Origin of the sequence: Epilithonimonas xixisoli (assembly GCF_004365655.1) — a bacterium.
GTDB classification, from domain to species: Bacteria; Bacteroidota; Bacteroidia; order Flavobacteriales; family Weeksellaceae; genus Epilithonimonas; species Epilithonimonas xixisoli.
The window spans coordinates 66,643-92,301 of the sequence record NZ_SOEO01000001.1 but is presented as its reverse complement, the minus strand read 5'-3'; the positions used below and the strand labels follow the sequence as shown (position 1 = coordinate 92,301).

Annotated in this window: 28 protein-coding genes and 2 tRNA genes; 4 read left to right on the top strand and 26 right to left on the bottom strand. The window is 36.2% G+C overall.

The features are described 5' to 3' along the window. Positions 1–140: 140 nt before the first annotated feature. Positions 141–1,748: a Na+/H+ antiporter gene (locus B0I22_RS00455; protein WP_133942649.1), complete on the top strand. Its 1,608-nt coding sequence runs from the start codon at positions 141–143 to the stop codon at positions 1,746–1,748. A gap of 111 nt (positions 1,749–1,859) precedes the next feature. Here B0I22_RS00455 and B0I22_RS00450 read toward each other — a convergent pair. From B0I22_RS00450 to B0I22_RS00355, 20 genes are all read right to left on the bottom strand, one after another. After that, positions 1,860–1,933, bottom strand: a tRNA-Asp gene (locus tag B0I22_RS00450). 33 nt (positions 1,934–1,966) lie between these two features. Further along, positions 1,967–2,040: transfer RNA gene (locus B0I22_RS00445), tRNA-Asp, on the bottom strand. A gap of 138 nt (positions 2,041–2,178) precedes the next feature. Then, on the bottom strand, positions 2,179–2,496 hold the full coding sequence (gene trxA / locus B0I22_RS00440; protein ID WP_133942648.1) for a thioredoxin: 318 nt from the start codon (positions 2,494–2,496) through the stop codon (positions 2,179–2,181). Between the two features lie 66 nt (positions 2,497–2,562). Then, positions 2,563–3,735 (bottom strand): cysteine desulfurase family protein, encoded by a 1,173-nt coding sequence (locus B0I22_RS00435; protein WP_133942647.1) that lies wholly within the window; start codon positions 3,733–3,735, stop codon positions 2,563–2,565. 52 nt (positions 3,736–3,787) lie between these two features. Further along, positions 3,788–4,375: an HAD family hydrolase gene (locus B0I22_RS00430; RefSeq protein WP_133942646.1), complete on the bottom strand. Its 588-nt coding sequence runs from the start codon at positions 4,373–4,375 to the stop codon at positions 3,788–3,790. Between the two features lie 21 nt (positions 4,376–4,396). Then, positions 4,397–4,696 carry a hypothetical protein gene (locus B0I22_RS00425; RefSeq protein ID WP_133942645.1) on the bottom strand — a complete coding sequence of 100 codons (300 nt, stop codon included), beginning with the start codon at positions 4,694–4,696 and terminating at the stop codon, positions 4,397–4,399. 2 nt (positions 4,697–4,698) lie between these two features. Continuing rightward, positions 4,699–5,424: an SDR family NAD(P)-dependent oxidoreductase gene (locus B0I22_RS00420; RefSeq protein WP_133942644.1), complete on the bottom strand. Its 726-nt coding sequence runs from the start codon at positions 5,422–5,424 to the stop codon at positions 4,699–4,701. A 115-nt stretch (positions 5,425–5,539) separates the two neighbouring features. Continuing rightward, positions 5,540–5,920: a GxxExxY protein gene (locus tag B0I22_RS00415; protein WP_133942643.1), complete on the bottom strand. Its 381-nt coding sequence runs from the start codon at positions 5,918–5,920 to the stop codon at positions 5,540–5,542. Between the two features lie 82 nt (positions 5,921–6,002). Then, positions 6,003–7,322, bottom strand: coding sequence for an FAD-binding oxidoreductase (locus tag B0I22_RS00410; protein WP_133942642.1), 1,320 nt, complete (start codon positions 7,320–7,322; stop codon positions 6,003–6,005). 78 nt (positions 7,323–7,400) lie between these two features. Beyond that, entirely contained in the window at positions 7,401–8,291 is an 891-nt protein-coding gene (locus tag B0I22_RS00405) for a decaprenyl-phosphate phosphoribosyltransferase (RefSeq protein ID WP_133942641.1), read from the bottom strand. 91 nt (positions 8,292–8,382) lie between these two features. Then, entirely contained in the window at positions 8,383–9,075 is a 693-nt protein-coding gene (locus B0I22_RS00400) for a YiaD family glycine zipper/OmpA-like lipoprotein (protein ID WP_133942640.1), read from the bottom strand. Positions 9,076–9,088: 13 nt separating this feature from the next. Beyond that, positions 9,089–9,586 (bottom strand): lipocalin family protein, encoded by a 498-nt coding sequence (locus tag B0I22_RS00395; RefSeq protein WP_133942639.1) that lies wholly within the window; start codon positions 9,584–9,586, stop codon positions 9,089–9,091. 101 nt (positions 9,587–9,687) lie between these two features. Then, complete coding sequence (locus tag B0I22_RS00390; RefSeq protein ID WP_133942638.1) at positions 9,688–11,376, bottom strand: S8 family serine peptidase; 1,689 nt, start codon at positions 11,374–11,376, stop codon at positions 9,688–9,690. A gap of 58 nt (positions 11,377–11,434) precedes the next feature. Continuing rightward, positions 11,435–12,052 (bottom strand): WbqC family protein, encoded by a 618-nt coding sequence (locus B0I22_RS00385; protein WP_133942637.1) that lies wholly within the window; start codon positions 12,050–12,052, stop codon positions 11,435–11,437. 285 nt (positions 12,053–12,337) lie between these two features. Next, the gene (gene lepB, locus B0I22_RS00380) at positions 12,338–14,002 is read right to left on the bottom strand and encodes a signal peptidase I (protein WP_133942636.1); all 1,665 of its coding nucleotides are present in this window, start codon (positions 14,000–14,002) and stop codon (positions 12,338–12,340) included. Positions 14,003–14,088: 86 nt separating this feature from the next. After that, positions 14,089–14,787, bottom strand: coding sequence for a 4-hydroxy-tetrahydrodipicolinate reductase (dapB, locus tag B0I22_RS00375; RefSeq protein WP_133942635.1), 699 nt, complete (start codon positions 14,785–14,787; stop codon positions 14,089–14,091). A 14-nt stretch (positions 14,788–14,801) separates the two neighbouring features. Continuing rightward, entirely contained in the window at positions 14,802–15,431 is a 630-nt protein-coding gene (locus B0I22_RS00370) for a DUF5683 domain-containing protein (protein ID WP_133942634.1), read from the bottom strand. Next, a complete protein-coding gene (locus B0I22_RS00365) occupies positions 15,432–16,322 on the bottom strand; it encodes a ParB/RepB/Spo0J family partition protein (RefSeq protein WP_133942633.1) in 891 nt (296 codons plus the stop codon). Between the two features lie 60 nt (positions 16,323–16,382). Continuing rightward, a complete protein-coding gene (locus B0I22_RS00360; protein ID WP_133942632.1) occupies positions 16,383–17,156 on the bottom strand; it encodes a ParA family protein in 774 nt (257 codons plus the stop codon). A 187-nt stretch (positions 17,157–17,343) separates the two neighbouring features. After that, a complete protein-coding gene (locus tag B0I22_RS00355; RefSeq protein WP_133942631.1) occupies positions 17,344–18,171 on the bottom strand; it encodes an energy transducer TonB in 828 nt (275 codons plus the stop codon). A 178-nt stretch (positions 18,172–18,349) separates the two neighbouring features. Here B0I22_RS00355 and B0I22_RS00350 point away from each other — a divergent pair, with 178 nt between their 5' ends. Together B0I22_RS00350 and B0I22_RS00345 are read left to right on the top strand one after the other, a co-directional pair. Next, on the top strand, positions 18,350–19,684 hold the full coding sequence (locus B0I22_RS00350) for a PDZ domain-containing protein (RefSeq protein WP_133942630.1): 1,335 nt from the start codon (positions 18,350–18,352) through the stop codon (positions 19,682–19,684). Positions 19,685–19,741: 57 nt separating this feature from the next. Continuing rightward, a complete protein-coding gene (locus B0I22_RS00345) occupies positions 19,742–20,257 on the top strand; it encodes a hypothetical protein (RefSeq protein WP_133942629.1) in 516 nt (171 codons plus the stop codon). Here B0I22_RS00345 and B0I22_RS00340 read toward each other — a convergent pair. Genes B0I22_RS00340 through B0I22_RS00330 form a run of 3 tightly spaced genes read right to left on the bottom strand, consistent with a single transcriptional unit; the run spans position 20,254 to position 22,233 of the window. Next, on the bottom strand, positions 20,254–21,087 hold the full coding sequence (locus B0I22_RS00340) for a glycosyltransferase family 2 protein (RefSeq protein ID WP_133942628.1): 834 nt from the start codon (positions 21,085–21,087) through the stop codon (positions 20,254–20,256). The two genes, B0I22_RS00345 and B0I22_RS00340, sit on opposite strands and share 4 nt — an antisense overlap. Beyond that, positions 21,087–21,698: a recombination mediator RecR gene (gene recR, locus B0I22_RS00335; RefSeq protein WP_133942627.1), complete on the bottom strand. Its 612-nt coding sequence runs from the start codon at positions 21,696–21,698 to the stop codon at positions 21,087–21,089. The genes B0I22_RS00340 and recR overlap by 1 nt, the downstream gene beginning before the upstream one ends. 40 nt (positions 21,699–21,738) lie before the next feature. Beyond that, positions 21,739–22,233, bottom strand: a complete 495-nt coding sequence (locus tag B0I22_RS00330; protein WP_133942626.1) for a dihydrofolate reductase — start codon at positions 22,231–22,233, stop codon at positions 21,739–21,741. Between the two features lie 186 nt (positions 22,234–22,419). Between B0I22_RS00330 and B0I22_RS00325 the strand changes: the two genes are divergently transcribed. Continuing rightward, positions 22,420–23,442: a glutaminyl-peptide cyclotransferase gene (locus B0I22_RS00325; RefSeq protein WP_133942625.1), complete on the top strand. Its 1,023-nt coding sequence runs from the start codon at positions 22,420–22,422 to the stop codon at positions 23,440–23,442. A gap of 61 nt (positions 23,443–23,503) precedes the next feature. On the opposite strand, the gene B0I22_RS00320 is transcribed toward B0I22_RS00325, so the two are convergent. The 3 genes from B0I22_RS00320 to B0I22_RS00310 all read right to left on the bottom strand — a co-directional run bounded on the left by B0I22_RS00320 (position 23,504) and on the right by B0I22_RS00310 (position 25,545). Next, the gene (locus B0I22_RS00320; protein ID WP_133942624.1) at positions 23,504–23,965 is read right to left on the bottom strand and encodes a DUF6759 domain-containing protein; all 462 of its coding nucleotides are present in this window, start codon (positions 23,963–23,965) and stop codon (positions 23,504–23,506) included. Continuing rightward, positions 23,958–24,638 carry a tRNA (guanosine(46)-N7)-methyltransferase TrmB gene (trmB, locus tag B0I22_RS00315; protein ID WP_133942623.1) on the bottom strand — a complete coding sequence of 227 codons (681 nt, stop codon included), beginning with the start codon at positions 24,636–24,638 and terminating at the stop codon, positions 23,958–23,960. The genes B0I22_RS00320 and trmB overlap by 8 nt, the downstream gene beginning before the upstream one ends. A gap of 109 nt (positions 24,639–24,747) precedes the next feature. Beyond that, on the bottom strand, positions 24,748–25,545 hold the full coding sequence (locus B0I22_RS00310; RefSeq protein ID WP_185145329.1) for a hypothetical protein: 798 nt from the start codon (positions 25,543–25,545) through the stop codon (positions 24,748–24,750). Positions 25,546–25,659 lie beyond the last annotated feature (114 nt).

Below are 25,659 nucleotides of genomic sequence, written 5' to 3'. Positions count from 1 at the left end.
TTAATTTCAATTAAAACAATCTCTGACATTCATAACTAATAGATTACACCCATCAGAAACCATATTTTCATATAATTGATTCTATCAATTGGATTTTATCATCTAGAATGATACTTTTACGGAAAATTCAATTAGCACAAATGCATCATAATTTATTATTGATATTAGCCTTGCTCTTCTCTGTCTTTATGATGGTGATGGTAGCAAAAAAATTAAAGGTAGCCTATCCTATTTTCTTGGTTATTGCAGGCTTAGTTATTAGTCTCTTGCCTGGAATTCCAGAGGTAGAATTAGATCCGGAACTGGTCTTCTTGATCTTTCTCCCACCACTTTTGTATGAAGCCGCTTGGTACACCTCCTGGAATGACTTCTGGAAATGGAAAAGGCCAATTGCACTTTTAGCATTTGGATTGGTTTTCGCAACATCGCTTATCGTTGCATATCTTTCCCAAGCTATGATTCCAGGTTTTACACTCGCATTGGGATTTCTTTTGGGCGGAATTATTTCGCCACCTGACGCGGTTGCTGCCACTTCGGTTTTAAAAGGATTACCCATCCCAAAAAGAATTGTCAGCATTCTGGAAGGTGAGAGTTTGGTAAATGATGCATCATCATTAATTGTTTTCCGATTTGCATTGGCGGCAATTTTAACAGGGAGTTTTTCTATGAACGTTGCTGTGGGACAATTTTTCTTGGTTGCAGGAATGGGAATCGTCTGTGGACTCATAGGCGGTGGCATTATGTATTTGATTCATCGTTTTCTCCCCACAACATCTGCGATAGACGCCGCTCTTACGATAATGACACCTTATATATTGTATCTAGGCGCGGAGCAGTTTCATTTTTCAGGTGTAATGGCGGTGGTAACCGGTGGACTTTTCATCTCCTATAGATCTCATGAGATTTTCCGAAACGGAAACACTAGACTTAATATGTTAGGGGTTTGGACAACGGTTATTTTTGTAATGAATGCTTTGGTTTTTATCTTAATAGGATTGTCACTTCCGGCTATCATTCACGGTTTGGAAGAAGCTTCATTGATTGATGGAATTAAATACGGTGTTATCATCAGTGTCGTAGTGATTTTGATTCGTTTTCTTTGGATCTATCCGGCTGCTTTTGTTCCAAGATGGCTTTTCAAATCAGTCAGAAAAGAGCAGTCTCCGGGCTGGAAAGGTCCGCTCGTGATTGGCTGGGCAGGAATGCGCGGCGTAGTCTCGCTGGCGACAGCACTTTCAATTCCTTACGTTATGTCGGATGGTAGTCCGTTTCCACACAGGAATTTAATATTATTAATTACTTTCGTTGTCATCTTTATCACATTGGTAGTTCAGGGATTGTCTTTGCCATTCATTGTAAAGAAACTGAATATGCCTGCTATGGATGTTGTTTTGCCACAAGAACAGCAGGAAGCTCAGATTCAAATCAGATTGAACAGACTTGCAATGAGTCATATTAATAATAATCACAAGGAGGTTTTACAAAAAAGCAATCTTTTGAGAAACTATCAAACTCAAATATCCTTAGAAACAGAAAACACAGAAAACCAACTCGACTTGCTGGAATGTAACAATTGTACGACTCAGGAAATTGATATGTTTGAAACGATTTTAAAGGAAATCTACGACAAACAGCGTGTCGATATTTTCCAGATGAGAAAAGAAAAATATTATGAAGACGAAGAAATCCGAAAAGCAGAGATGCAACTGGACCTCAATGATCTGAAATTAAATCCCAATTTTCATTAAAATAAATATTAAAATCGAAAAACTCTTCTATCGCTAGGAGAGTTTTTTTTGTGGAATATTCAGTGATATTAAATCAAAAAAAAAAGAGTCTCACAAATGTGAGACTCTTAGCGATCCGGACGGGACTCGAACCCGCGACCTCCGCCGTGACAGGGCGGCATTCTAACCAGCTGAACTACCGGATCAATTTTTTGAAAAGTAATTGATGAAACTTTTTGCGATCCGGACGGGACTCGAACCCGCGACCTCCGCCGTGACAGGGCGGCATTCTAACCAGCTGAACTACCGGATCTCTTGCCCAACAAACTAAGAAAACTATCGTCGTTTATTGTGGTTGCAAAAATACAACAATAATCTAATCCTGCAAATTAATTTCAAAAAAAAACACCTTCCATAAGGAAAGGTGTTCATTTTCAATTATATTAATTTCTTATAAGAACGCATTCAGCTTTTCAGCAATGACTTCTTTTGGTGCTACACCAACGATTTTATCTACAACTTCTCCGTTTTTGAAAATTAAAACGGTAGGAATATTTCTGATTCCGTAATCTACAGAAATCTGCTGATTGTTGTCAACATCTACTTTACCTACCAAAGCTTTTCCTTCAAAATCAATTGCCACTTCTTCGATAATTGGTCCAAGCATTCTGCACGGTCCGCACCAAGCTGCCCAAAAGTCAACTAAAACTGGTTTATCTGAATTTAATACTGTTTCCTGAAAGGATTGATCTGTAATTTCTACTGCCATGATTTCTTTTTCTTAATTGTTTTATTAAACAAAATTACAAAATTTAATTTTTGTTTCTTCTGTTGATTATCTATGTAAACTATCAGTTTTTTCTATAACAAATTGTGTTCCTATTTCCTCCAACGCATTTATAAACGCATCAATATCAGACTTTTTCGTAAAATGACTAAACGATACACGAACTGGTGTGCAATTATCCAAATCGTCCTCGGACAAAACTGACATCAACACCATAGAAGGTTTCGAAGCTCCGGAACTACACGCACTTCCCTGAGAAATGGCAATGCCTTTCATATCCAATTGTAATCCTATCAAAGGATTTTTGTAAGGGAGCAAAAGATTCAGAACTGTGTAAAGACTACTATCTTCTGCACTTCTTCCGTTGAATTTCACGCCTGTAATTCTTTCTTTTAATTGTTGAATTGTATAATTCTTAATGTCGAGAATATGATTTTTATAATCTTCCATTTTTTCTTGGGAAATTTCCCAAGCTTTGCCCAAACCAGCGATTCCTGTTACGTTTTCTGTTCCCGCTCTCAAACTTCTTTCTTGAGGTCCGCCTGTGATAATTCCTTTCAATCCTGAAGATTTTCTTACGAATGCAAAGCCAGCACCTTTTGGCCCGTGGAATTTGTGGGCGCTACAAGAGGCGAAATCAACCAAGGTTTTAGAAAAATCCAAATCGAGATGAGCCATCGTTTGAACAGTGTCGGAATGGAAAAGTGCATTACTTTCTTTACAAAGTTGCGCTACCCTTTCGATGTCGAGAAGATTCCCGATTTCGTTGTTGGCGTGCATCAATGTTACCAATGTTTTTTTGTCTGATGATTTTAAAGCTTCTTCCAATTTATTCAAATCGAAATCACCATTGGAGTCTGGTCTTAGATAAACCAATTCCACGCCTTTCAATTTTTTCATTTCCAGGCAAGTTTCAGCAACACATTTATGTTCAAGCGCTGAAGTGATGATTCTCTCTACGCCAAGATAATTGACCGCAGATTTAATAATCATATTATTAGACTCTGTTCCACAAGACGTGAAAACAATCTCTCCTGGTGTCACTTTCAAAGAATCTGCAATCTTTCGCCTTACTTCCTCCAAAACGGTTTTGGCTTCCTGCCCAAGGCTGTGCGTGGACGAGGGATTACCATAATTGAATTTCATTACATTTACCATACAGTCTATCACCTCATCGTCGAGAGGCGTAGTTGCAGCATTGTCCAGATAAATTCTTTCCATTTTTAATAAGATATTTGAAGCCGAAAATTGTTCGGATTTTAAAGCTACTAAATTAGTGAAAAAATCGATAGTGAGATTCATTTGCAAATTTGAACATTGCTTTGTCGCCAGAAGTATCTCCGAAAGCTATGATTTTGTCAAATTTCTTATCACCAATTTCTAGTTTGATTCTATTGACTTTTTCTTCTTTATTACAATTTTTTCCAACAAACTTTCCTGTAAAAATATCATCTTTGAATTCTGCCTCCGTTGAAAGTAATTTCATATTGAATTTCTCTGCAAACGGTTTTACCCAAATATCCAAAGATGCTGAAACGATGTAGGATTCTGTATTTTCTCTGTTGATATTATTGATGAAATCCAAAGCGTTTTCTCTGAACAATGTTGGATAATTCTCATCAAAAAATAATTTTGCTTTTTTCTCGATTTGATATTTGGATTCGCCTTCTAAAATTGATGAAATGAAACTTTTCTTCACAGCTTCTGCGTTCGCCAATTTTAATTTTAATAACACGAAAAGTGGAACGTGTTTCAAAAACTGGAAAGAATATTTTGCAGGATTATAAAACTTCAAAAACAAAAACATTGTGTCTTTGTAAGTGAGTGTTCCGTCGAAGTCGAATAGATATAGTTTTTTCATCAATTGTTAAACAAAATTAAGTTAATCATCTATATACTTCTCAGAAATAATTGTTTTTCCTTCTTGTGAAGCAAAAATATATCGAAATCCTAATAAGTCATTATAAACAATAATATGTCTTTTATCGTAGCTTAAATTTATATTAAATTCTTCATCTGGCTTCCCCCAATCATCAACTAATTGATTATAAGAAATATTGAGCTTAGTTTTCTCGAACTTTTTGCTCAAATGTCTTGATTGCCAAAAACTGTAAATAACTCCAATAAAAAGAAATAAAACTAATGGAAAAACCAAAATTTTTAAATATCTAAGAATTTTCATTTTTAAAGCTTCAATTTCTTAAAAATAAACTCAGGAATATTTCTGATAATTAGCATTACAATCGCCCAAATTGGTAAAACGTAGGCAACGTCTTTTTTATTTTTGAAAGCTTTATAAATTCCCTCCGCAGCCTTTTTTGGAGAAGCTGTAAGCGCTGGATTCAGTGGTAAACCTTCTGTCATTTTGGTATCCATAAAGCCTGGTTTCACAGTAAGAACGTGAACTTTTTTATCGAATAGATAATTTCTCAGTCCACTAAGATAAGCCGTTAATGCCGCTTTTGCGCTTCCGTAAATAAAGTTGCTTTGTCTTCCTCTTTCGCCTGCAACAGATGACAAAACTATCATTGTTCCAGTTCTGTTGGATTCCATTTTTTTGGCGAAGAAATTAAGAACAGGAACTAATTTTGCGTAGTTGACATCAATGATTTGTTTTGTATTTTCATCATCATATAATCCTTCTTCTGTTCCCAAACCAAGATAGCCTGTCGCGCAAAACAAAACATCAAAATTGATATTTTCCAAAGTTTTATAATCAATCTCGTTCAGCAAATCCAAAGGAATGATTTCGGAATTCTGAAGAAATTTAACTTGAAGATGACCTGCAAATTTCTCCGTCGTTTCCGGATTGGAACTTAGAAGATAAATGGTCTGGAATTTTTCGCCTTTGGCAAGACATTCTTCTACAAATGCTTGTGCAACTTCGGAATTACTGCCTAATACTATCATTGTGGTTATTTATTTTGCTGACTTTAACGCAAAGTTCGCAAGTTTTTTTTGAATTACTTAATATTTAAGATTCGCCAGGACGCTTTGCTCATCAAAGGTTATTGTTATTATCATTTTATAGTCCATTTACAATTCTTCTTACGCCGTCTTTGAAAAAAGGAAGATTGAAGTTTAGAACCATCCCAAGTTTATATTTTCCTAATCTCAAATAATTTAATAATTGAGCTTCAAAAATAGATTGTCCTGATTCTAAGGCTGATTTTAATTCAACAACTACCTTTCCTTCAATTAGCAAATCAACTCGAAAAGCATCGGAAATCATCAGCTCTTCATATTGTATTGATAAACTTTTTTGTCTTTCAACTTTTAGCCCTGACTTCTTCAATTCATAATAGAGACATTCCTCGTAAACTCTTTCGTAAAGTCCAGTTCCAATTTTTCTGTGAATCTTGAGACCAGCATCAAAAATAATTTTAGAAATTTCATTCTCAGTCATTATATTGTGTTTTTTCTTTGATGAGCGAAGCGTCCTTGCGTATCGACTATTTTCAACAGTAAAATCCTTACGCTCTTTGCGTTTAATTTCCACCACTGATAATTCTCTTATGCTGCAGCGAAACAAACTTCGAAGAATCCACGTTTTGAAGATAATTGGTCAAAGAAGATTTGCTCATACTGTCTTTAGTTAAGTAAATTCTTCCTCCGAAATTTTCAACAATTGTATCGAGTTGGTCAACCAGTTTTTTCAAACCTTTGTTCACTTTAAAGTCCAAAGCCAAAGTGTAACCTTCGACTGGGAAAGAATTGTAAGCTTGCGGATTGTGTTTTCCGAACAATTTCAGAACCGCCAAGAAAGAACCGTTTCCGCTTTTTGCAATCGCTTCGAGGATTTGTCGCATTCCTTCTTTTCCGTTTTCTTTTGGGATGACCATTTGATATTGGATAAATCCACTTTTCCCGTAGATTTTATTCCATTCATTGATGACATCCAGTGGATAGAAAAATGTCTCGTAATCGATTAAATTGTTGAGTTGTTTCTTCGTCTGCTTGTTATAATAAAGAAAATTGAAAATCTTAATACTCAAAGAATTAAGAACAAATCCGGGAAAATAAAATGGAATCGTCGGTTTTGGTTTCTCTTTCAGTTTCAAAGTTTTCTTTTGAAGATTGGATGGCAATTCGGCTTTCAAAGCGTGTTCACCTCTCATTAAAATTGACCTTCCTAAGTTCTTCCCTTTTTGAAAACAGTCAATCCAAGCGACATTGTAGGTCCAATCCTCGCTTTCATCAAACAAACGGAAAACCTCATCGAGATTTTCTGCTTTGATGCTTTCTTGCTTTATGTAAGCCGATTCTATATTTTTCAGTTTGAATTTCGCCGAGAGAATGATTCCCGTCAATCCCATTCCACCAATCGTCGCCCAGAATTTATCCGCGTTTTCTTCGCGGGAGCAATTGATGACTTCGGCGTTTTCGTTTATTAATTTAAATTCAATCACATATTCGGAAAAGCAACCTTCTGCGTGGTGATTTTTCCCGTGAACATCGGATGCAATGGCACCTCCAACGGAAATATATTTGGTTCCAGGCGTCACATAAAGAAAATAACCTTGCGGAACAGAAACTTCCAAAACTTCGGACAACAGAACACCAGATTCGCATTCGATAACACCATTCAGTCTATCAAAAGAAATGAATTTATTGAGTCTTTTGGTTGAGAAAATATGCTCGCCTAGAGAAGCATCGCCGTAGCAACGTCCGTTTCCTCTTGCAATGACTTCGTTATTTTCCCGTACAAATTGTTTGATTTTCGAAATAGAATCGTCCGATTTCATTTCTTTTTCTACAATCGGAAAATTTCCCCAATTGGTTACTTTCTGAACAAAATTCGGTTTCATCTGTTAGTATTTTTTAAGGTCAAAGTTAATCCCCATAATATCTTCATCATTGTTTTTATGTTTTTAATCTTTCAGTGATTATTCCTTTTTAAAATAGATCTGCAATAGAAAAGCGATGACCCAAAGCACAACTGTAATCTGGATGTATCGGTCTTTGTAAACAATCTTGGTTGGAGATTCAGTTTTGTTGTAAACTAAGGTTTGCTGCAAATATCTTAGGAATGCGAAAACTACAAAAATCACGGTGTAAAAGACCCTCGGGTGAAATTTCTTCTGAATCGCTGGTGATAGTGTAAACATCAAATAACAAATAATTGCCAAAGTCACAGAAATTGACAAAGCAATATCCGCAAACTGAACATTGTAACCATCCAAAGATTTTCTGGTTTTTCCTGAGATTTGTGCGTTGATCAATTCGCCTCTTCTTTTCCCGATTGCTAATACCAATGCTAGAACAAAAGTCAACAAAATCGCCCATTGTGTGGTTTGGATATCTGCGGCATAACCACCTGCTAAAATCCTCAAAACAAACCCCGACGCGATGATACAAATATCTACAATCGCAACGTGCTTCAGTTTGAATGTGTAGAAAATGTTCATAACAAAATATGCCGCGATGATGATCCCGAATTTCCAATAATTAGTCTCGAAAATATAACTGCCTAAAAAAATCAACCCGATTGAAAGCGCAACCAAAAATCCAAATAAAACTTTAGCACTGGTTTTGGAAATGGCGCCACTTGCCAGAGGTCGGTTCTTTTTCTCTGGATGTTTTTTGTCGGATTCTATATCAAAATAATCATTGATGATGTAAATCGAACTGGCCGTGATGGAAAATATGATAAATGCAAAAACACTCTTATAAAATAAAGTGGGGACAGCAATATAGCCAGAGAAAAATAATGGTGCAAAAACAAATAAATTCTTAACCCACTGTTCTACCCGTATTAATTTTAAATAGTTTTTCATCAATAGTTTTAATAATCCTACAAAAGTACTATTAAAATAAAAAAACCGCAAATTGCGGTTTATTATTATTAATTAAATCTAAGAAATATTATTAATTTCCAGATTGCGCAGCCTCTTGAATCATCTTTTCGTTAGCAGTAATTGCGAACTCAACTCTTCTGTTTTTAGCTCTACCAGCATCTGTATCATTAGAAGCTACAGGGCTAGATTTACCCAAACCTTCTGTGAATAATCTGGAAGAGGAAATCCCTTGCGCGGAGAAATAACTCTTAACAGCGGCGGCTCTTTGAGCTGATATTCTTAAGTTCACCGCATCACTACCAACGCTGTCTGTGTGACCATAGATGTTGATATTTGTATCCGGATTGTTTCTAAGAACTGTTACCAATTTATCCAAATTTGTTTTAGCTAAAGACGTCAAGTTGGAAGAATTGAAATCAAAATTTACTGTATTTTCATTAAGTGTAACTTTAATTCCTTCCCCTACTCTTTCTACTTCTGCACCTGGCAATGTATCTTTAATCTCTTTGGCTTGCTTATCCATTTTATTACCGATAACTCCACCAGCAACTCCACCAACTACACCTCCTAAAACCGCACCTAGAGGCGCATTACCACCTTTGCCAAGGTTGTTTCCTAGGATCCCTCCCAATACAGCTCCTGCTGCAGTACCAATAGCGGCACCTTTCTGTGTGTTATTCGCATTTTGAACAGTTTCACAACTTGTCAACAATAATGATGTTGAAATAAAAAATGCGGCGATATTTAATTTGTTAATTCTCATTTTAAGTGTTTTATTATTTACCTTTTCTTACAAAATTATAACGGATGTCCATTGGTTTCCCATCAGCATTCACTGATTGTACAAGTGTGAAACTGTTATCCATAGGATTCTCCAGCATCAATTTGTAACCAGAAAGCACTTTTTTCGCTTTCTCTCCTTCGCCTACTTTTTTCAAAGAGACAACGCTGTTTTTATCAACGCTGAAAGTAATGTTCTGAATTTTTGCCGGACAACCATTCGCACCATGCAAAGTATATGTTCCCGAATAGTTATTTGGAATCAAAGTCCAAGAACTACCTACAAAACAACTGATACTTGCACCTTCGTCAAAAGGTTTTACAGAATAATTTTTATCATAATCAATGTTGGAAATATCCCATTGACCTTTTAGTTTCATAACATCTGAACGTAATGTTTGAGCTTCACCAGCACTTACGCCACTTTTGTTTGAGGAGCAAGAAGTCGCAACCAAGGCACTACCTACAAGTCCTAAAAAAATTAATTTTCTCATAGTTTTATATTTATAGAATGTTTATTATAAAAAACTGTGCCAAAGATAAAAAATAAAAATCTGAGAACTCTCAGATTTTTATTTTAAGTGTGAAGTTAAGCTTATAATTTGCTTCTGTCAATTGCTTTATTTGTCTTTTGCTTTTTCATTGGTTTCTTGGTAGATTTTGAAGGAGCATCAGCTTTATAAAAATTCTTGTAGGCATATTCAGACGCTTTGGCTACATCTATTACTCCATTCGATCTGGATAATTTATCAAAACCATTGGTTGCGGTCGTGTTGGATGATTTTACCAAAGATTCAATAATTTGTTCTGGTTTTAGATTTGGCATGTAAGCCAGCATAATAGCCGCCGCACCCGCTACTACTGGAGAAGCCATAGAAGTTCCTTGTAGATATTCATATTTTCCGTCTGGAACTGTAGAATATATTTTATCTCCCGGCGCAAAAACATCTACCATCTTTTGATCGAAGTTGGAAAAACTTGCTTTCAATGCGTCTGCATCATTGGTATTAGCTCCCACAACAATCATATTGTTGATGAAAGGCTTTTCATCTGCTTGCGATTTAAAGTTTGTTGGAAAGTATTGGTGTTCTGCAATGTTTTCGTTCTCGTTACCAGCAGCTTTCACCAAAAGAACACCTTTGCTTTCTGCATATTTGAACGCATCCCAAACTACATTTTTACCTGGAGAAACAGGCTTTCCGAAACTCATATTAAGGATTTTCGCTCCGTTATCAACCGCATATCTTACGGCATTTGCAACATCTTTGTCTCTTTCATCGCCATCTGGAACGGCTCTTACGGTCATAATTTTTGCAACTCTGGACGCTACACCGTATTGGTTTTCCGAACCATTTACCAATCCTGCAATGATTCCCGCAACGTGTGTTCCGTGTTTTGCATCTGGACCTTCGTAATGGTTGTTTCCGTATTTTTTCTCGGAGTAATCGTCATAATTATCTCCCACAATTTCTTTTCTAGGATCGAAATCTAAATTGTAACTCTTTTCTGCTTGAGGTCTGAAGTGATCCAAACCTTCTTTCATTTGATTTTTAAGATATTGTTCTACTTCGGAAGCTGACTTTCCTGCAATTTCTGGATCTTTGGAAACTTGCCCAAGAACATTCATCGCCATAGCTTCCTGCTGTGTGGTAGGTTTTATAGCTGCCAGATTTTCCTTGGTAAGATTTTTTCCGTTCAACAATCTTACCATATCCGGGATAGCTTTTTCAATCATTGTGTAGAGCTGAAAATTCTGCTTAGCTTCTTCACTTTTTGTTGTAAAAAGCTGTTTAGACTTCATGTACATTTCAAAATCTTCGGGCATTTTAGCTTGATTCTCTTTGTTTTTTGCAGAATCATCACCTTCGAAAATTGGTTTATACTTTTTTACGACTCTCGTCACTTCCATATTATCAACATCGATGTCGCCATTTTTGCCTCCTATGAAGTTCCATCCGTAAACATCGTCTATGTATCCATTTCCGTCATCATCTTTTCCGTTGTTTGGAATTTCGTTGGGATTTTTCCACATATTTTTCACCAATCCTGGATGATCTACTTCTACGCCACTATCCAAAACGGCTACGACCACAGACTTTGGTTTCAAGCCTTTGGATTCGAAAAATTTGTAAGCATTTTCAGTATTTACACCATACACTTTGGTGCTCGAATGATCTTTGTGATACCAAGTTTTCAGGTCTTTGTCGTTTTCTGGAGCAACTGTTTGTGCTGCTAACAATGCAAATCCGCCGTAAAATGCAGCTGCTATCAATATTTTTTTCATAGATAAATTATTTATTTCAAACAATGGAAAATCTCTTGATAACAGAAGTTTCCCAAAATTATTTGATTTTAATATTCTTACAATATGTCAAACTTTCCGGGCCGATGTTACAAATGAGATCCAAAATCGATAGATCTTTTAGGAATCCATACTTGTCGGAAAAGCTTTGATAATATTCCGGAGTATCAAATTCTGATTCAGATTTTGCAGAGAATCTCTCTCTGTAATCTTCTGATTCTGGGTTTTTGAAATACTCGGATGTGAAGTCGTAGTTTTTTTCGGTTTTCAGAATAGCAAGAATGATACCTAAAGCTTTGATATTAAAATCTTTTAATGATATAATCTTCTCACTGAAGATACTTTTCAACTTATCTTCATAAAATTCGAAATATGGTGTGCTTTGATACGCGGTTTTGATGGATTTCCAGTGGAGTTTTTGCCAATCTTCTGCAAAAGAAATCTCGATGTCTTTGATTTCTCTTTTCCCGGTGTGTTTTATAGGAATTATGAGCGGAAGTTTTCCGTTGGCTCCATAGATGGCCGCACGATTCCTGTATGTCTGTTTGGGAAAGTTTTCGAATTGCTCGAAGGTGATTTGATTTTCCGGATTCAGGAAGACAGAGAACCACGAAACTGGTGGCAAATAAAATATTGGTAAAAGAATCTTGTTGTTCATATCTTATATTAAAACTAAAAAACTTTGTCAAAGATTTGATACTTTGACAAAGTGGTGATTTTAAATTTTGATTGATGTTTAAGAAACGTCAAATCAATTATTGTTATATTAATTTGGATGACCAAACCCCTAGCCCCGATAGTAGCGGCATCCTTTTTTGCTTTCTTTACAAATCTTGCTTTGGATAAACAAATGTTATGAAAGCAAAAAAGATATAGCGGATAGCGGGATTAGCTCCTTATTATAAAACTTCGTCAAAGATTTGAAACTTTGACGAAGTGAAAATTATTCTTCTTCTTTTTTCTTACTGAAGAGTTTTACGAAATAATCCCATCCGAAAAACAACACCAAAATAATCACAGCTACCCACCAATAGGAGGTTTTGTTGGCCTCGCCCGTGTTGGTTGCTTTGAACATTCTGTCCCAACGGATTTTTTTGCCTGGCGCTTGATAGGTGGAACCTGCATCTGAGAAAAGTCCTTCTACACTCATCCAAGTAAACATTGGACGTCCTACGATATTTTCTTCTGGCACGACTCCGAAAAATCTCGCATCCAAAGAAGCATCGCGGTTGTCCCCAATCATCATATAGTAATTTTGTTTGATCGTGTATTGGTTGGTTTCTTGACCATTGACATAGATTTTTCCGTTTTTGTTTTCGAGTTTGTTGTGCTCGTACTCGGAAATAATCCATTGGTATTGAGGAAGTGTTTCTTGATCCAACTTCACAACATCTCCTTTTTTCGGAATTCTTAGCGGACCATATTGATCTTGGTTCCATTTTTTATTGATTGGATAAATACAATTTGAAGTGTCAATTTTTTTAGAAAAAATAGCATTTCCTAATTGGTCTCTTAAAACTTGCCCACCTTCTTTCACTGGATAATAGGCAATATTGCTAAAACCCTTTTCCATAATGTCTTCTTTGACTTCTATAACTTCAGGAAGATTTTTGAAGTCTTTTTGCACCTGATCGGTTAGTCCTTGAAATTCATAGATAAATCCAGCATTGGTTTGATATTCCTGAACTGGCATAAAGCCATATGCTTTGTAAAGTTGTGAAATGTTGAGCTGGCTAGATGCTTTTACAATATATTTATGCTGCTGGTACTCATCGCCAAGAATTTTTTCTGGCGCATTGTTGACGAACAGTCTCCCATCTCTGAACTCGATCACATCTCCAGGAATCCCGACACATCTTTTCACATAAGGATCTTTTCTGTCGATCGCTGTGTGGACGGAATCTTGCGGATAGTTGAAAACTACAATGTCGTATCTTTTAACCTCATCGTAACCCGGCAATCTTAGGTAAGGTAATTTTACCGCATCCACATAAGATTTCATATCGTCTTTTGGATTTCCCTTTTGTCCTGTATCGAAAATTGTTCCTTGTAAAAACGGTAACGCCACCGGTCTCATTGGCATTCTGTAACCATAAGCCCATTTGTTAACAAAAAGAAAATCTCCAACTAGCAAAGTTCTTTCCATTGAGCCTGTAGGAATTCCGAAAGGTTGTGTGATAAATGCGTGAATAATCGTCGCAAAAACTACCGCAAAAGTGACTGATCCTAAGAACGTTTCTTTTTTCGCCGCTTCCTCCTCTTCTTCTTCCGTTTCTATCTGTGGATCTTTCCCATAATTGACAGTTGCCATAAAAATAAATGGTAAAACGACCGTCAACAAACCATTTACAAAGCCTCTTTTCCCGAATTTCTTCATTAAGAAAATATGAAAAACCGACATCATAATCGGTCCGACAATCGGTAAGTAAGATAAGATAGCCCACCATTTTGAGTGATTGGTTTCCTTTAGTACAATAATGTAATTGTAAAATGGAACGAAAGAAAGCAATGGATTGTAACCCATTTTTTTGAACAACTTCCAAGTTGTAAGTCCCATCAAAACGCTGATGATAAGGACATAAATGGTATAAGTAATGATATAATTCATAGGTTTGCTTTTGGCAATTAGGAGTTAGCTTTTTAGCTGTTTTTTTTAATATTAGTTTTTGATGTGTCGTTTTTGTTACAGAATTTTTACAATCCCAAAACATCTTTCATTGTGAAAACACCTTTCTTATCGACAATCCATTCTGAGGCAATCACAGCGCCCAATGCAAATCCGTTTCTGTTGTAAGCGGTGTGTTTGATTTCTATTTCATCTACTTCCGATCTGTAAAAAACGCTGTGTGTTCCAGGAACTTCATTTTCGCGGATGGCAAAAATCCCTAATTCTTTTTCTTTGGTTTCTTCTAATTTCCAAGCTTCGAAGTTTGAATTTTGAATGATTCCTTCTGCCAAAGAAATAGCTGTTCCACTCGGCGCATCCAACTTGTGAATGTGGTGAATCTCCTCCAACTGACAATTATATTCAGAGAATTTGTTCATCATCTTAGCCAAATTTTCATTGAGTGCAAAAAAAAGATTCACGCCTAAACTGAAATTGGAGCCATATAAAAATGGTGTATTATTTTCCAACGCAATTTTTTCAATCTCCGGTTTTTTGTCCAGCCAACCTGTTGTTCCGCAGATCACAGGAATTTTATTTTCCAAACAAGTCTTGATGTTTTCAAAAGCAACTTCGGGATTAGAAAATTCTATTGCAACATCTGCATTATTGAGGTTTTCTGCTGTTGGTGTTTCTCTGAGTCTTGCAACAATCTCGTGACCACGATTTTGAGAAATTTCGTCAATGATTCTCCCCATTTTCCCATAACCTACTAATGCTATTTTCATTTTTCTTTCTTCTTTTAAAATCTAAAATTGAGGCTAAATCCCGCTTTTGCGTAAGAATTACCAGATTGATCGTTGATAACTGTTGGCGTAATGGCAAAATCCGGATCGTTGCGACCCTCGTACAAATGCGCATCTACAACGGCATCTACAATATTGAGAACATAGATCAACGCAGAAATTCCGATGGCATAATCACGTTGTCTTTTGGATCTGTCTTGTGCGTTTCCAAGAACGGTCTTATCAATCCCTTTGATTCCGGAAAACTCGTGTGGAAGCCCGTTGAGCTCCGAAACAAATGCATTTCTGTAACGTTTGTATTGGTTATCATTCCAAATCGCTACTCCAATTCCGGTTCCTACAGCGCCCCAAACAATCGGGATTTTCCAGTATTTTTTATTGTAAAACTGTCCCAATCCAGGCAGAACAGCAGAATACAAACCTGCTTTTGCCGGACTCAGTTTGGTGATTTTTAAGGGGGCATTTTTTTGATCAATATCTTTCAAAACCTGAGCTTCCGATAATGGTTTTGCTGCAGGAATGCTGTCTTTCGGATGATTTTCCACACGGATTGTATCGTTGGGATTCACCTGAGAAAAAGCAAAACTGAAAGAAAAGAACAAAAAAAGTGTGAGTAATTTTTGCATTTATCTAATGTGTGCCAGAATATTTTCCAGCTCTTCTTCATTTTTAAAATCGAGAACAATCTTCCCTTTTTTCCCGTTTGCCGAAGTTTTGATTTCAACATTCACATTCAGAATATCAGACAAACTTTTCTGAGCTTTTTTGAAATGGTTTGGGATAATGGATTGCTTGGCAACTTTTTCTGTGTCTTGAGCATTCTTCATCAGACTTGCCAATTGTTCGGATTGTCTTACATTCAATTGTTCCTTGATGATTCTATCAAATAAAATCTGACGCTTATCTTCAGAATCTAATCCCATAATTGCACGACCGTGACCAGCAGAAATCTGACCACTTCTCACACCTTTCTGAATATCCGGTGACAACTTCAAAAGACGAACACTATTTGTGATTGTACTTCTTTCTTTTCCAACACGTTGGCTAAGATTTTCCTGAGTCATCCCAACCTCGTCTAATAATCTTTGATAAGTCAAAGCAACTTCAATCGGATCAAGATCTTCTCTTTGGATATTTTCTACCAAAGCCATTTCCAGCAATTCTTGGTCATTAACCAAACGAATGTAAGCTGGAATGGTTTCCAAACCTGCAATCTTAGAAGCTCTGTAACGTCTTTCTCCGGAAATAATTTCGAATTTCGGACCGTCTTTTCGTAGTGTAATTGGCTGAATAATGCCTAAACTTTTGATTGATTCAGCAAGGTCATTCAATGCTTTTTCGTCGAAGTAAGTTCTTGGCTGATTTGGATTGGGATAGATATCATCGATGGAAATTTCTACGATATTCCCGACCAAAGATTTTGCACCTTCATCCGAAGCGGAGTTGATATTGGACTTGCTTTCGGCATTCAAAATTGCGCCGAGACCGCGACCCATTGCTCTTGTTTTGTCTTTCATTTTAATATAAATGATGGTTGATAAATGATAATTGATTAATTATTATTCTAAAGAACCATTTTAATTTTTAACTAATTTCTCGTTTCTCAGCAAAACTTCTTCAGCCAATTGGATGTATTGGATGGCACCTTTGCTTTCTGCATCATAGCTCAAGATACTTTCTCCGAAACTTGGTGCTTCACTCAATCTTACATTTCTGCTGATGATGGTTTCGAAAACCATTTCCGGGAAGTGAGAATTAACTTCTTCTACAACTTGGTTGGACAATCTCAATCGGCTGTCGTACATTGTCAAAAGCAAACCTTCGATATCCAAATCTGGGTTGTGGATTTTCTGAACATTCTTGATGGTGTTCAACAATTTTCCCAAACCTTCCAAAGCAAAATATTCGCACTGGATCGGGATAATCACAGAATCTGCAGCAGTTAAGGCATTAATGGTAATCAAACCCAAACTCGGCGCACAATCGATGATGATGTAATCGTAATCGTCTCTGACAGATTTCAAAGCTTCGCGCATCATATATTCTCGGTTTTCACGATCTACCAATTCTATTTCTGCCGCCACCAAATCGATGTGAGACGGAATGATGTTCACGTTTGGCGAAGTTGTCGGCAAAATACACTTGGCCGCTTCTGCGCTGTGCTCCAACAAATGATAGGTAGAAAAATTGACTTCTTCCACACCCAAACCAGAACTTGCATTTGCCTGTGGATCTGCATCTATCAAGAGAACTCTCTTTTCCAAAACGCCCAAAGCGGATGCGAGATTAACGGCAGTGGTAGTTTTCCCAACACCACCTTTCTGATTTGCAACACCTATAATTTTTGCCATAAACATAAATTTAATCTTCAAAAATACGATTTTTTAGTACGTCGAAAGATTTCTAAAAAAACCAAACTTGTTAAAATCCTGAATATTAAACGATTGAACTAAAAAAAAATTATCCACATTTCATTACAAAATGTGGATAATTATAAAAAGTAACAAGTTTAATATTTACAAAGTCTTGATTTTCAGACTATTCAATTTTCATAGAAATCGGCATTCTGAAAGATGATCTTACCGCTTTGCCTTTGAGTTGTGCAGGCGTCCATTTTGTTTTGATAGACTTCACCGTGCGTTGTGCTTCTTTATTAAATTCGGCACTTGGACCCGTGATTTTGATATCAGAAATGCTACCATCAATCTCTACCACAAAAGTAATAACTCCGGAAACCATTCCTTCCTGACTTACTGATTCTGTATCAAAACCGTTAGCGACTTTTTGACGGAACGCATTGATTCCACCTTTGAAATCTGCTGCAACATCTGCCTCATTCTGATTTATTAATTTGTTTGGATCATCAACTGGTTTTGCTGGAGGCGCAGTTGGAACAAATGCTGGTGGACCTGCTTTGATAACTGGCGGAACACTAGGAATATCTGTTTCTTTCCCATCTTTAGTTTCAGAACCAATAGCAGCGCCTTCAAAATCTTTTTTGGTTGGAATTGGCGTATCCTTTTTCACCTCTCTTACTGGTTTGAAAATTGGGCTTGCCACTGTTTTGATATCTGGTGGAATAGTAGCTGCAGGTTGTGGTTTTGGTGGATCGGGAACATCAACCGTAACCAAAATCCTTGGATCATTAATAACAGTATCATTAATAATGGTTTCTGTTGAAAATGCTGAAATAACTAATGGAATAATGGACAGTGAAGCAAAAAAAGTGACACCAATGAAGACCGCTTTCGTAAGCTGATTAGAATATTCGTTTCTAAGAACATAAGCGCCATAAGCTTTATTTCGGTTTGAGAATACAATCTCGTCTAAGTTATCTTTTCCAAAAAGAGATGATAAATTTTTCATGATAAATAAAATATTGAATTAAACAATTAACAAGGTTTTTTAATAATATTTAAAAACACATCAAACAACATTCCATTTTTTAAACTATTATTCAAAGAAATTATGAATAACATACATATTTTATAAATTATTTTAATTTTTAAATTGCGGATATCGAAAATTGATGTAATTTAATCTTATGAAATTCCTCGTCATCATCAGTTTGATTTTCAGTTTTTGCGCCAAAGCTCAGAACGGATTCGTTTTGGAAAATGCGGAGAAAACGGTAATTAAATTTAAACTAATCAACAACCTCATCTTCATTCCGATGACGGTAAACGGCGTGGAACTCAACTTCCTGCTGGATTCTGGTGTTGCGGAAACTTTGCTCTTCAGTTTGGAAAACAAGAATGTTGATTTTAAGAATATCGAAAAAATAAGATTCAAAGGTTTGGGAGAATCTGTAAGTATTGAAGCTTTGAAATCCATCAAAAACAATATTGCAATCGGGAAACATTTTGCGGATCATTCTCACACGATTTATCTGGTTTTGGATCAGGATTTCAATATTTCGCAGGATGTTGGGATTCCGATCAATGGGATTATTGGTTATTATTTCTTCAAAAATCACCCGATTGAAATTAATTACATCAAAAAAACAATCATAGTTTACCAAAACAAAACCAAGTTTCCGAAAAAAATAAAACGTTTTTCCGAGTTCCCAATCAGCGTGGAAATGAACAAACCTTATCTAAACGCCGATGTAGAAATGAAGCACGAGAAACAAAATTCAAAATTACTTTTGGATCTTGGCAATACAGATTCTGTGTGGCTTTTTCCTTCATTAATCAAAGATTTCATCTACAACAGACCAAACATTGATGATTTTCTGGGTCGCGGTTTCAGTGGTGATATTTTTGGAAAACGAAGCAGAATTAATTCTTTATCGATTGGAAAATTTAAGCTTAATAAACCAATTGCATCGATGCCTGATGAGTTTTCCATCCAACATTTGAATCTGGTGAAAGACAGAAAAGGCTCGATCGGCTCTGAGGTTTTGCGCCGATTTACATTCATTCTTGATTATCCAGAAAATAAACTTTACCTGCAATCCAACAAAAACATAAACGATCCTTTCCTAATTGACGGCAGTGGACTGGAAATCCGACAAGATGGATTGCTTTGGGAAAAAGAAGAAGTACAAGTAAAAACCGCAAAAATGAACTCTTCTTCCAACGAAACAAATGTGATTAATAATAGCCCGGATAAATTTCAATACAAATTCACTTTGAAGCCGATCTTCATTGTCTCAGGAACACGGAAAGATTCCCCAGCGCAGAACGTTGGCATTCTTAAAAATGATAAACTCATCAGCATCGATAAAAAAGTAGCCAAAGATTTGACGTTGAACAAAATCCATCAAATTCTGAAAACCGATGTCAGCCGACAAATAAATCTTGAAATCCAAAGAAACGGAATTCCGATGAAGTTTGATTTCACCTTGGAAGATCCGATTCCTTATATTGAGGAATGAGAATTGATTCAAAATAAATGAGAGTTGATAATTGATAAATGATATTTGATTTTTAATATGAAAGAAACTTTGAACAGCATCCGAAACCGTCCGAGATTCAAACTTTATACAGATCTTTCGCCGGAGGAATATGAAACCAATCTCAGAAATTATCTTGATAAAAACCACGATCAATTTTATGGAAATATCAACAGAGAAGTTGCCACAATCTTTGTGCGAACAACTGAGGAAAGCTACTGGAAACCGAATCTGGCGCTGAGAATTGAAAAGGAGGAAGAAACAACTGTCATCCGGGGTATTTTTGGACCCAGCACTTCTGTCTGGACATTTTTTATGTTTATGTATTTCTTGCTTACCGTTTCGTGGATGACTTTTTTTACATTGTACTATGTTGAAAAACAAATCAATACAGACAATTACCCTTGGAGTTTGCCTTGTTCTTTTGGCGTTTTAGTTTTGATTGCGCTCACTTATGCTGCTGCGAGATTTGGACAGTTGAAAGCCAAAGACGAAATGTTATTATTAAGGAAATTTGCGGAAGAATCTACACTTCATGTGGAAAAGGAAGATTAATTTTTCAGTTTTAACTCTTCGGAAAAGTGTTTTAATTTCAAACCGATTTTCATTAAAATGTATTGAAACGGTTTTTGTTTTTTGTAGTATTTGTCAATAAAAATATCCATCGCACCAAAGAATCTTTCCAGGTAAATCTTATCTCTCACCGTACTTTCGCCTTTGTAATGCAGAATAGAATATTTCCCGTAGTAGAAATTTTTGTAACCTTTTCTCAGAATCGTGTAGCAAAGATCAATGTCTTCGCCGTACATAAAATAACGTTCGTCAAAGCCACCAACTTCTTCATAGACCGCTTTTTTCATCAGAAGATTTGCGCCAGTCATCACTTCTACCTCCGCAATTTCGGTTTCTGAAACGTCGTTTCTGTAGTAGGTTTTGGAATCGTTGTTTAGTTTTGTAAACAATTTTTCGAAAGAATTTACAAGCGCAGGGACAGACCTTTTACTTTCGGGTAAAAACTTGCCATCTGCATCATGCATTCTCAATCCCAAAGCTCCAAATTTATCTTGATTATCCGCAAAATCAAGGATTTCTTGGAAGTAATTTCCTTCGATTTCTGTATCCGGATTTAAGATGTAAACATATTCGCCTTTTGCAGATTTGACACCGATGTTGTTCGCTTTTGAGAAACCAAGATTTTCTTTTAATTCGATAAAATTGACCTTATCAAATTCATCAATCAAAACTTTCCAATCGGGATTCGGCGAATGATTATCCACGACAATAATCTCATAATCAAATCCTTGAAAATATTTTTGAATGGAAAGAATGCAGTTACGCAACAGATCCTTCACTTGATAATGGACAATAATCACACTTACTTTCATCAGCCAGCTTCGTTATAAACAGTTCTGTTGGTTATGGATCTTCCGAGTGATATTTCGTCTGCATATTCCAGCTCATCGCCAACCGAAATTCCTCTGGCAATACTGGAAAACACCACCTGAAAAGTTTTGAATTTTTTATAAATATAATATGCCGTCGTGTCGCCCTCCATCGTTGCGCTGAGTGCAAAAATGAGTTCCTTCACCACGCCGTCGTTTAACTTTTTTTCTATACTTCCAATTCTCAGTTGGCTTGGTCCGATGCCTTCCATTGGTGAAATTTTCCCGCCAAGAACCAGATATTTCCCACGGAATTTTCCCGTATTTTCAATCGCCATCACATCTCGTACATCTTCTACAATGCAAAGCAACTCGTCATTCCGCTTGTGGTCATTACAAATATCACAAACCTCCGAGTCTGAAAAGTTGTGGCATTCTTTACAATATTTGATTTCCGTCACAAGATTTTGGATTGAGTTTCCCAAAGAAATCCCTTGTGAAGCCGGCTGACGCAACAAGTGCAGCGCCAAACGAAGCGCCGATTTTTTTCCAATGCCGGGCAAACCAGATATTTCTTCTACAGCTTTCGATAAAACTTTACTTGGGTAATCCATAATTTAAGATACAAGAATCAAGGCAAAAGATTCAGAAAAATTAGTCTTTGTTGATTTTCTCGTAGGTTTGGAAATAGAAATTATGATTGTTTCTTTCGTCTTTTTCGTGGAATTCTTCATTTGTTTTTTGCCAAATCTTCAAATCGATTTTAGGAAAAAAAGTGTCCGCTTCAAAATCCTCATCCACCAAAGTGATTTCCAACTTATCTGCCAATTCCATAGTTTGTTTATAGATCTCGCCACCACCGATGATGAAAACGTCTTCATCAATTTTTTTAGCAAATTTGATGGCTTCTTTCAGTTTTGAGACAATTAGAATATCTTCTGCAAACCAGTTTTCTTTTCTGCTTACCACAATGTTGGTACGGTTTGGCAAGGGTTTCCCAATGCTCTCGTAAGTTTTCCTTCCCATCACGATGGGATGATTTTCTGTAAGCGATTTGAAATGTTTCAGATCTTTGGGAAGTTTCCAAAGCAGTTGGTTGTCTTTTCCCAATGCGTTGTTTTTTCCGATGGCTGCAATTATCGTAATCATATATTTACAAAACTACATTTTTATGTTTAATTAAGAAAAAATTATGATATGTTAGTTTTCATATTTTGTACTTTTGGCAAAGTTTTTTGAGTTTGTACAACAAATGGCTTTGAAGTTTAGCTTTTGATTGTGACAAATTGAAACATAAAAAATTAATTTTAAATAAAATCTGAATAAAATCTATCTATGAAAAAGATTTTTTTAGCATCTGCTTTTGCATTATTGGTCTTAGCAAGTTGTAACAAAGACAAGGATGTTCTTAACTCTTTGAATGATTATAACCTGAGTGCACAAAACAAAGGCTACAACTTCGGCGACAAACTTCAACTTCCGCAAGATGTTTTGGATTACGCAGAGGCCATTACCATCAGCTTTGGAGATAAAGAAAGCAGCAATCTCACGATTGATCCAAACTTTTTCACACTAGGAGAAAACGATGTCACTTTCAACATCAAAACAAAAGGTGGCGAAGTTCTGCAACAAGATGCAACCATTAATGTTTTTGCGAAAAGAAAAGCCCGATCGATAGCTTATGAAGTTGTGAATCAATACCCGCACGACCCGAAAAATTTTGTTCAAGGTTTCCAATTGGAAGGAAATACTGTTTATGAATCTGATGGACAAAAGGGCCAGTCAAGAATCATAAAATATAATCTTGGTTCAACACAACCTATTATTAGTGTTCCGCAAGCTGAGGAATATTTTTCCGAAGGAAGCACAATTGTTGGCGACAAAGTTTATCAACTGACTTGGCAGAACAAAAAAGGTTTTATTTATGATAAAAACTCTCTAAAATTGCTAAGCGAATTTCCATACGACAATATGATTGGTGAAGGCTGGGGACTGACTTATGATGGAAAAGAATTGATCTTGTCTGATGGAACTAAAAATCTTTATTTCATCAATCCAGAAAATCCATCAAAGATTTTAAGAACAATTGCCGTTGCCAGCAACAAAGAAGGTTACGACCAATTAAATGAGCTGGAATATCATAATGGATCTATCTATGCCAACGTTTGGCACAAACCAATCATCCTGCAAATCGATCCTGCAAATGGTGAAGTGATAGGAATTTTAGATTTAACAAACATCGTAAAACAAAATTCTTCTGGTGGTGAAGATGTTCTAAACGGAATTGCATTCAAAGGTGAAAATATGATAATCACCGGGAAAAACTGGAGCAGAATTTATGAACTTTCTATTAAATAAATCTCTTCACACTTCTTAATGTAAAAATAAAAAAAGCTTCATTTCTGAAGCTTTTTTTATTTTATTTTATCGCTGATAACGCAGGCGTTTCGGGTGTTGTCACAATTTTGTGTCTGATATTGACTTGCATATTCTCCGAAATTATTTTTTTTGAAAGATAGGCACTTTGGCAAATCTCGGATCTTAAAACATATTCCCCTTCTTTGAGGATGATGCTTTCTGTTTTTCCGGCTGCGACAGGGATAATATAATTCTCGTGTCCAGATATATTCATTGTAAAATCACAATCAGAATCGTTATTAATAATCAGAATTTTATTCTTATTAGACTCATCCGAATTGAACAATTGATTGAGCGTTCGGATTGCGAGATTATCTTTTGGTTCTTTTGGCAGATCTGCTTGAGGCTGGCTCACATCCGAAGACGAACCCGCAAGACCTGCAGTAGATCTTGGCAAAAAAGTCTGTGCAGAAAGACTGCAAACAGAAAAAGAAAATATCAGAAATGAGAAAATTCTATTCATTTTTTAATCTGAATTTGATGTAAGTAATCGTTTTTCCTTTGGAAGAGAACAGCTCCTCGTAATAAGTTCTAATATCTTTCAACAATGGTGTATCTGGCTGATATTCCGCTGCGCCGTAGATGTCGTGATGGGCAGTCAAAATCTCGTGTCCCAAACCTTGCAACAGTCCCAAAGTATAGCCGTGCAGATATTCTGAATCTGTTTTCAAATGGATGATTCCGTCTGGTTTCAAAATGTGTCTGTACTTTTCCAGAAATTCCGGATTGGTGAGTCTGTGCTTGGTTCTTCGGTATTTGATTTGCGGATCTGGAAAAGTAATCCAGATTTCGGAAACTTCTTGCTCTGCAAACAGGTTGTCTATCAATTCAATCTGAGTTCTGAGGAAAGCTACGTTTTTCAAATCGTCCTGAATGGCTTCTTTGGCTCCGAACCAGAATCTTGCGCCTTTGATATCCACGCCAATGAAATTCTTATCCGGAAATGCTTTTGCAAGTCCTACAGAATACTCTCCTTTTCCGCATCCTAATTCCAAAACTATGGGATTATCGTTTCCGAAAAACGCATTCCACTTTCCTTTGTGGGGAAAATTTTGGATGGCTTCTTCTCGTGTAGGTTGTACTACGTTTGGTAAAATTGTATTCTCTCGGAATCTTGCTGCTTTGTTCTTGCCCATTGAAGTGGTTTTGTTTTTATTCTAAAACCGCAATAAAAGTAAATATTAATATTCAAATCACAAAAAATAATTAATAATTATTTGAAAATTAACAAAAATAAAATACTATCTAAGAATTGTCCGCCGTAACTTGCATCAAATGAGAGTTTTGCAAACGTCGCAAATAAATGGGAAGATATTTTTCTATATAAATTTTTGCCGCTTCGTAATTATTATTCTCCAAATAATCTGTAATATTATCCGAACTGTAGATGAATTGAAGGAAATTAGGAATTAATTCCTTTGGTATTTTAAGTTTTATGAAATAATCGTCCCCGTAATAATCCTGAAGATTTTTAATGTTTTTCGACATTCTTTCGTAATGATAATAGCGTTCTTTCTTTTTCTTCTCGCCGGAAATCAAATCAAAAATACTGTCGATACTGAAGCTAAGCCCTTGGTTGAAAGACATCACAGGAAGTTCTGGAGAAGTTCCGTCACCTTTTGGTTCGGGAAGTCCAATCATTTTTCTGAGTTCAAATGCTTTTTCCGAACCTTTCAGCATCGCCACATCTCTCCTTAGATTGCCAGTTGGTTTGAAGGAACTGATGATAACTTCCTGAATCTCGTAATATGCAATCTGCAACTCGATGAAGTTTTTTCGCATTTCCAGCATTTGCTTTGTAATGGTCACATCTTTTCGCTCTGTGGCGATGGATGTAAATCGGATAACGTCCCCTTCCTTCACCGCAATTTTGAACTCGCCATTGTAGTTTGCAAGAACACTTTTGTGTGCATTGATATTGGTAACGTAAACCTGGTTGAGATAAAGACTGGACTTATCTCTGATGAATATTTCGCCCTGCAACTCCTGTCCAAAAACGGATGCAAAACAAAACAAAAGCACAATAGTAAAAATCTTCCCCATAATAATTCCGGCAAATTTATACAGAATTAAATATAATATCATCAGAAAAAAAAGCCGATAAGGTTAAAATTATATTAAACTTTATCGGCTTTCTGTTAAGCAATTTTAATTATA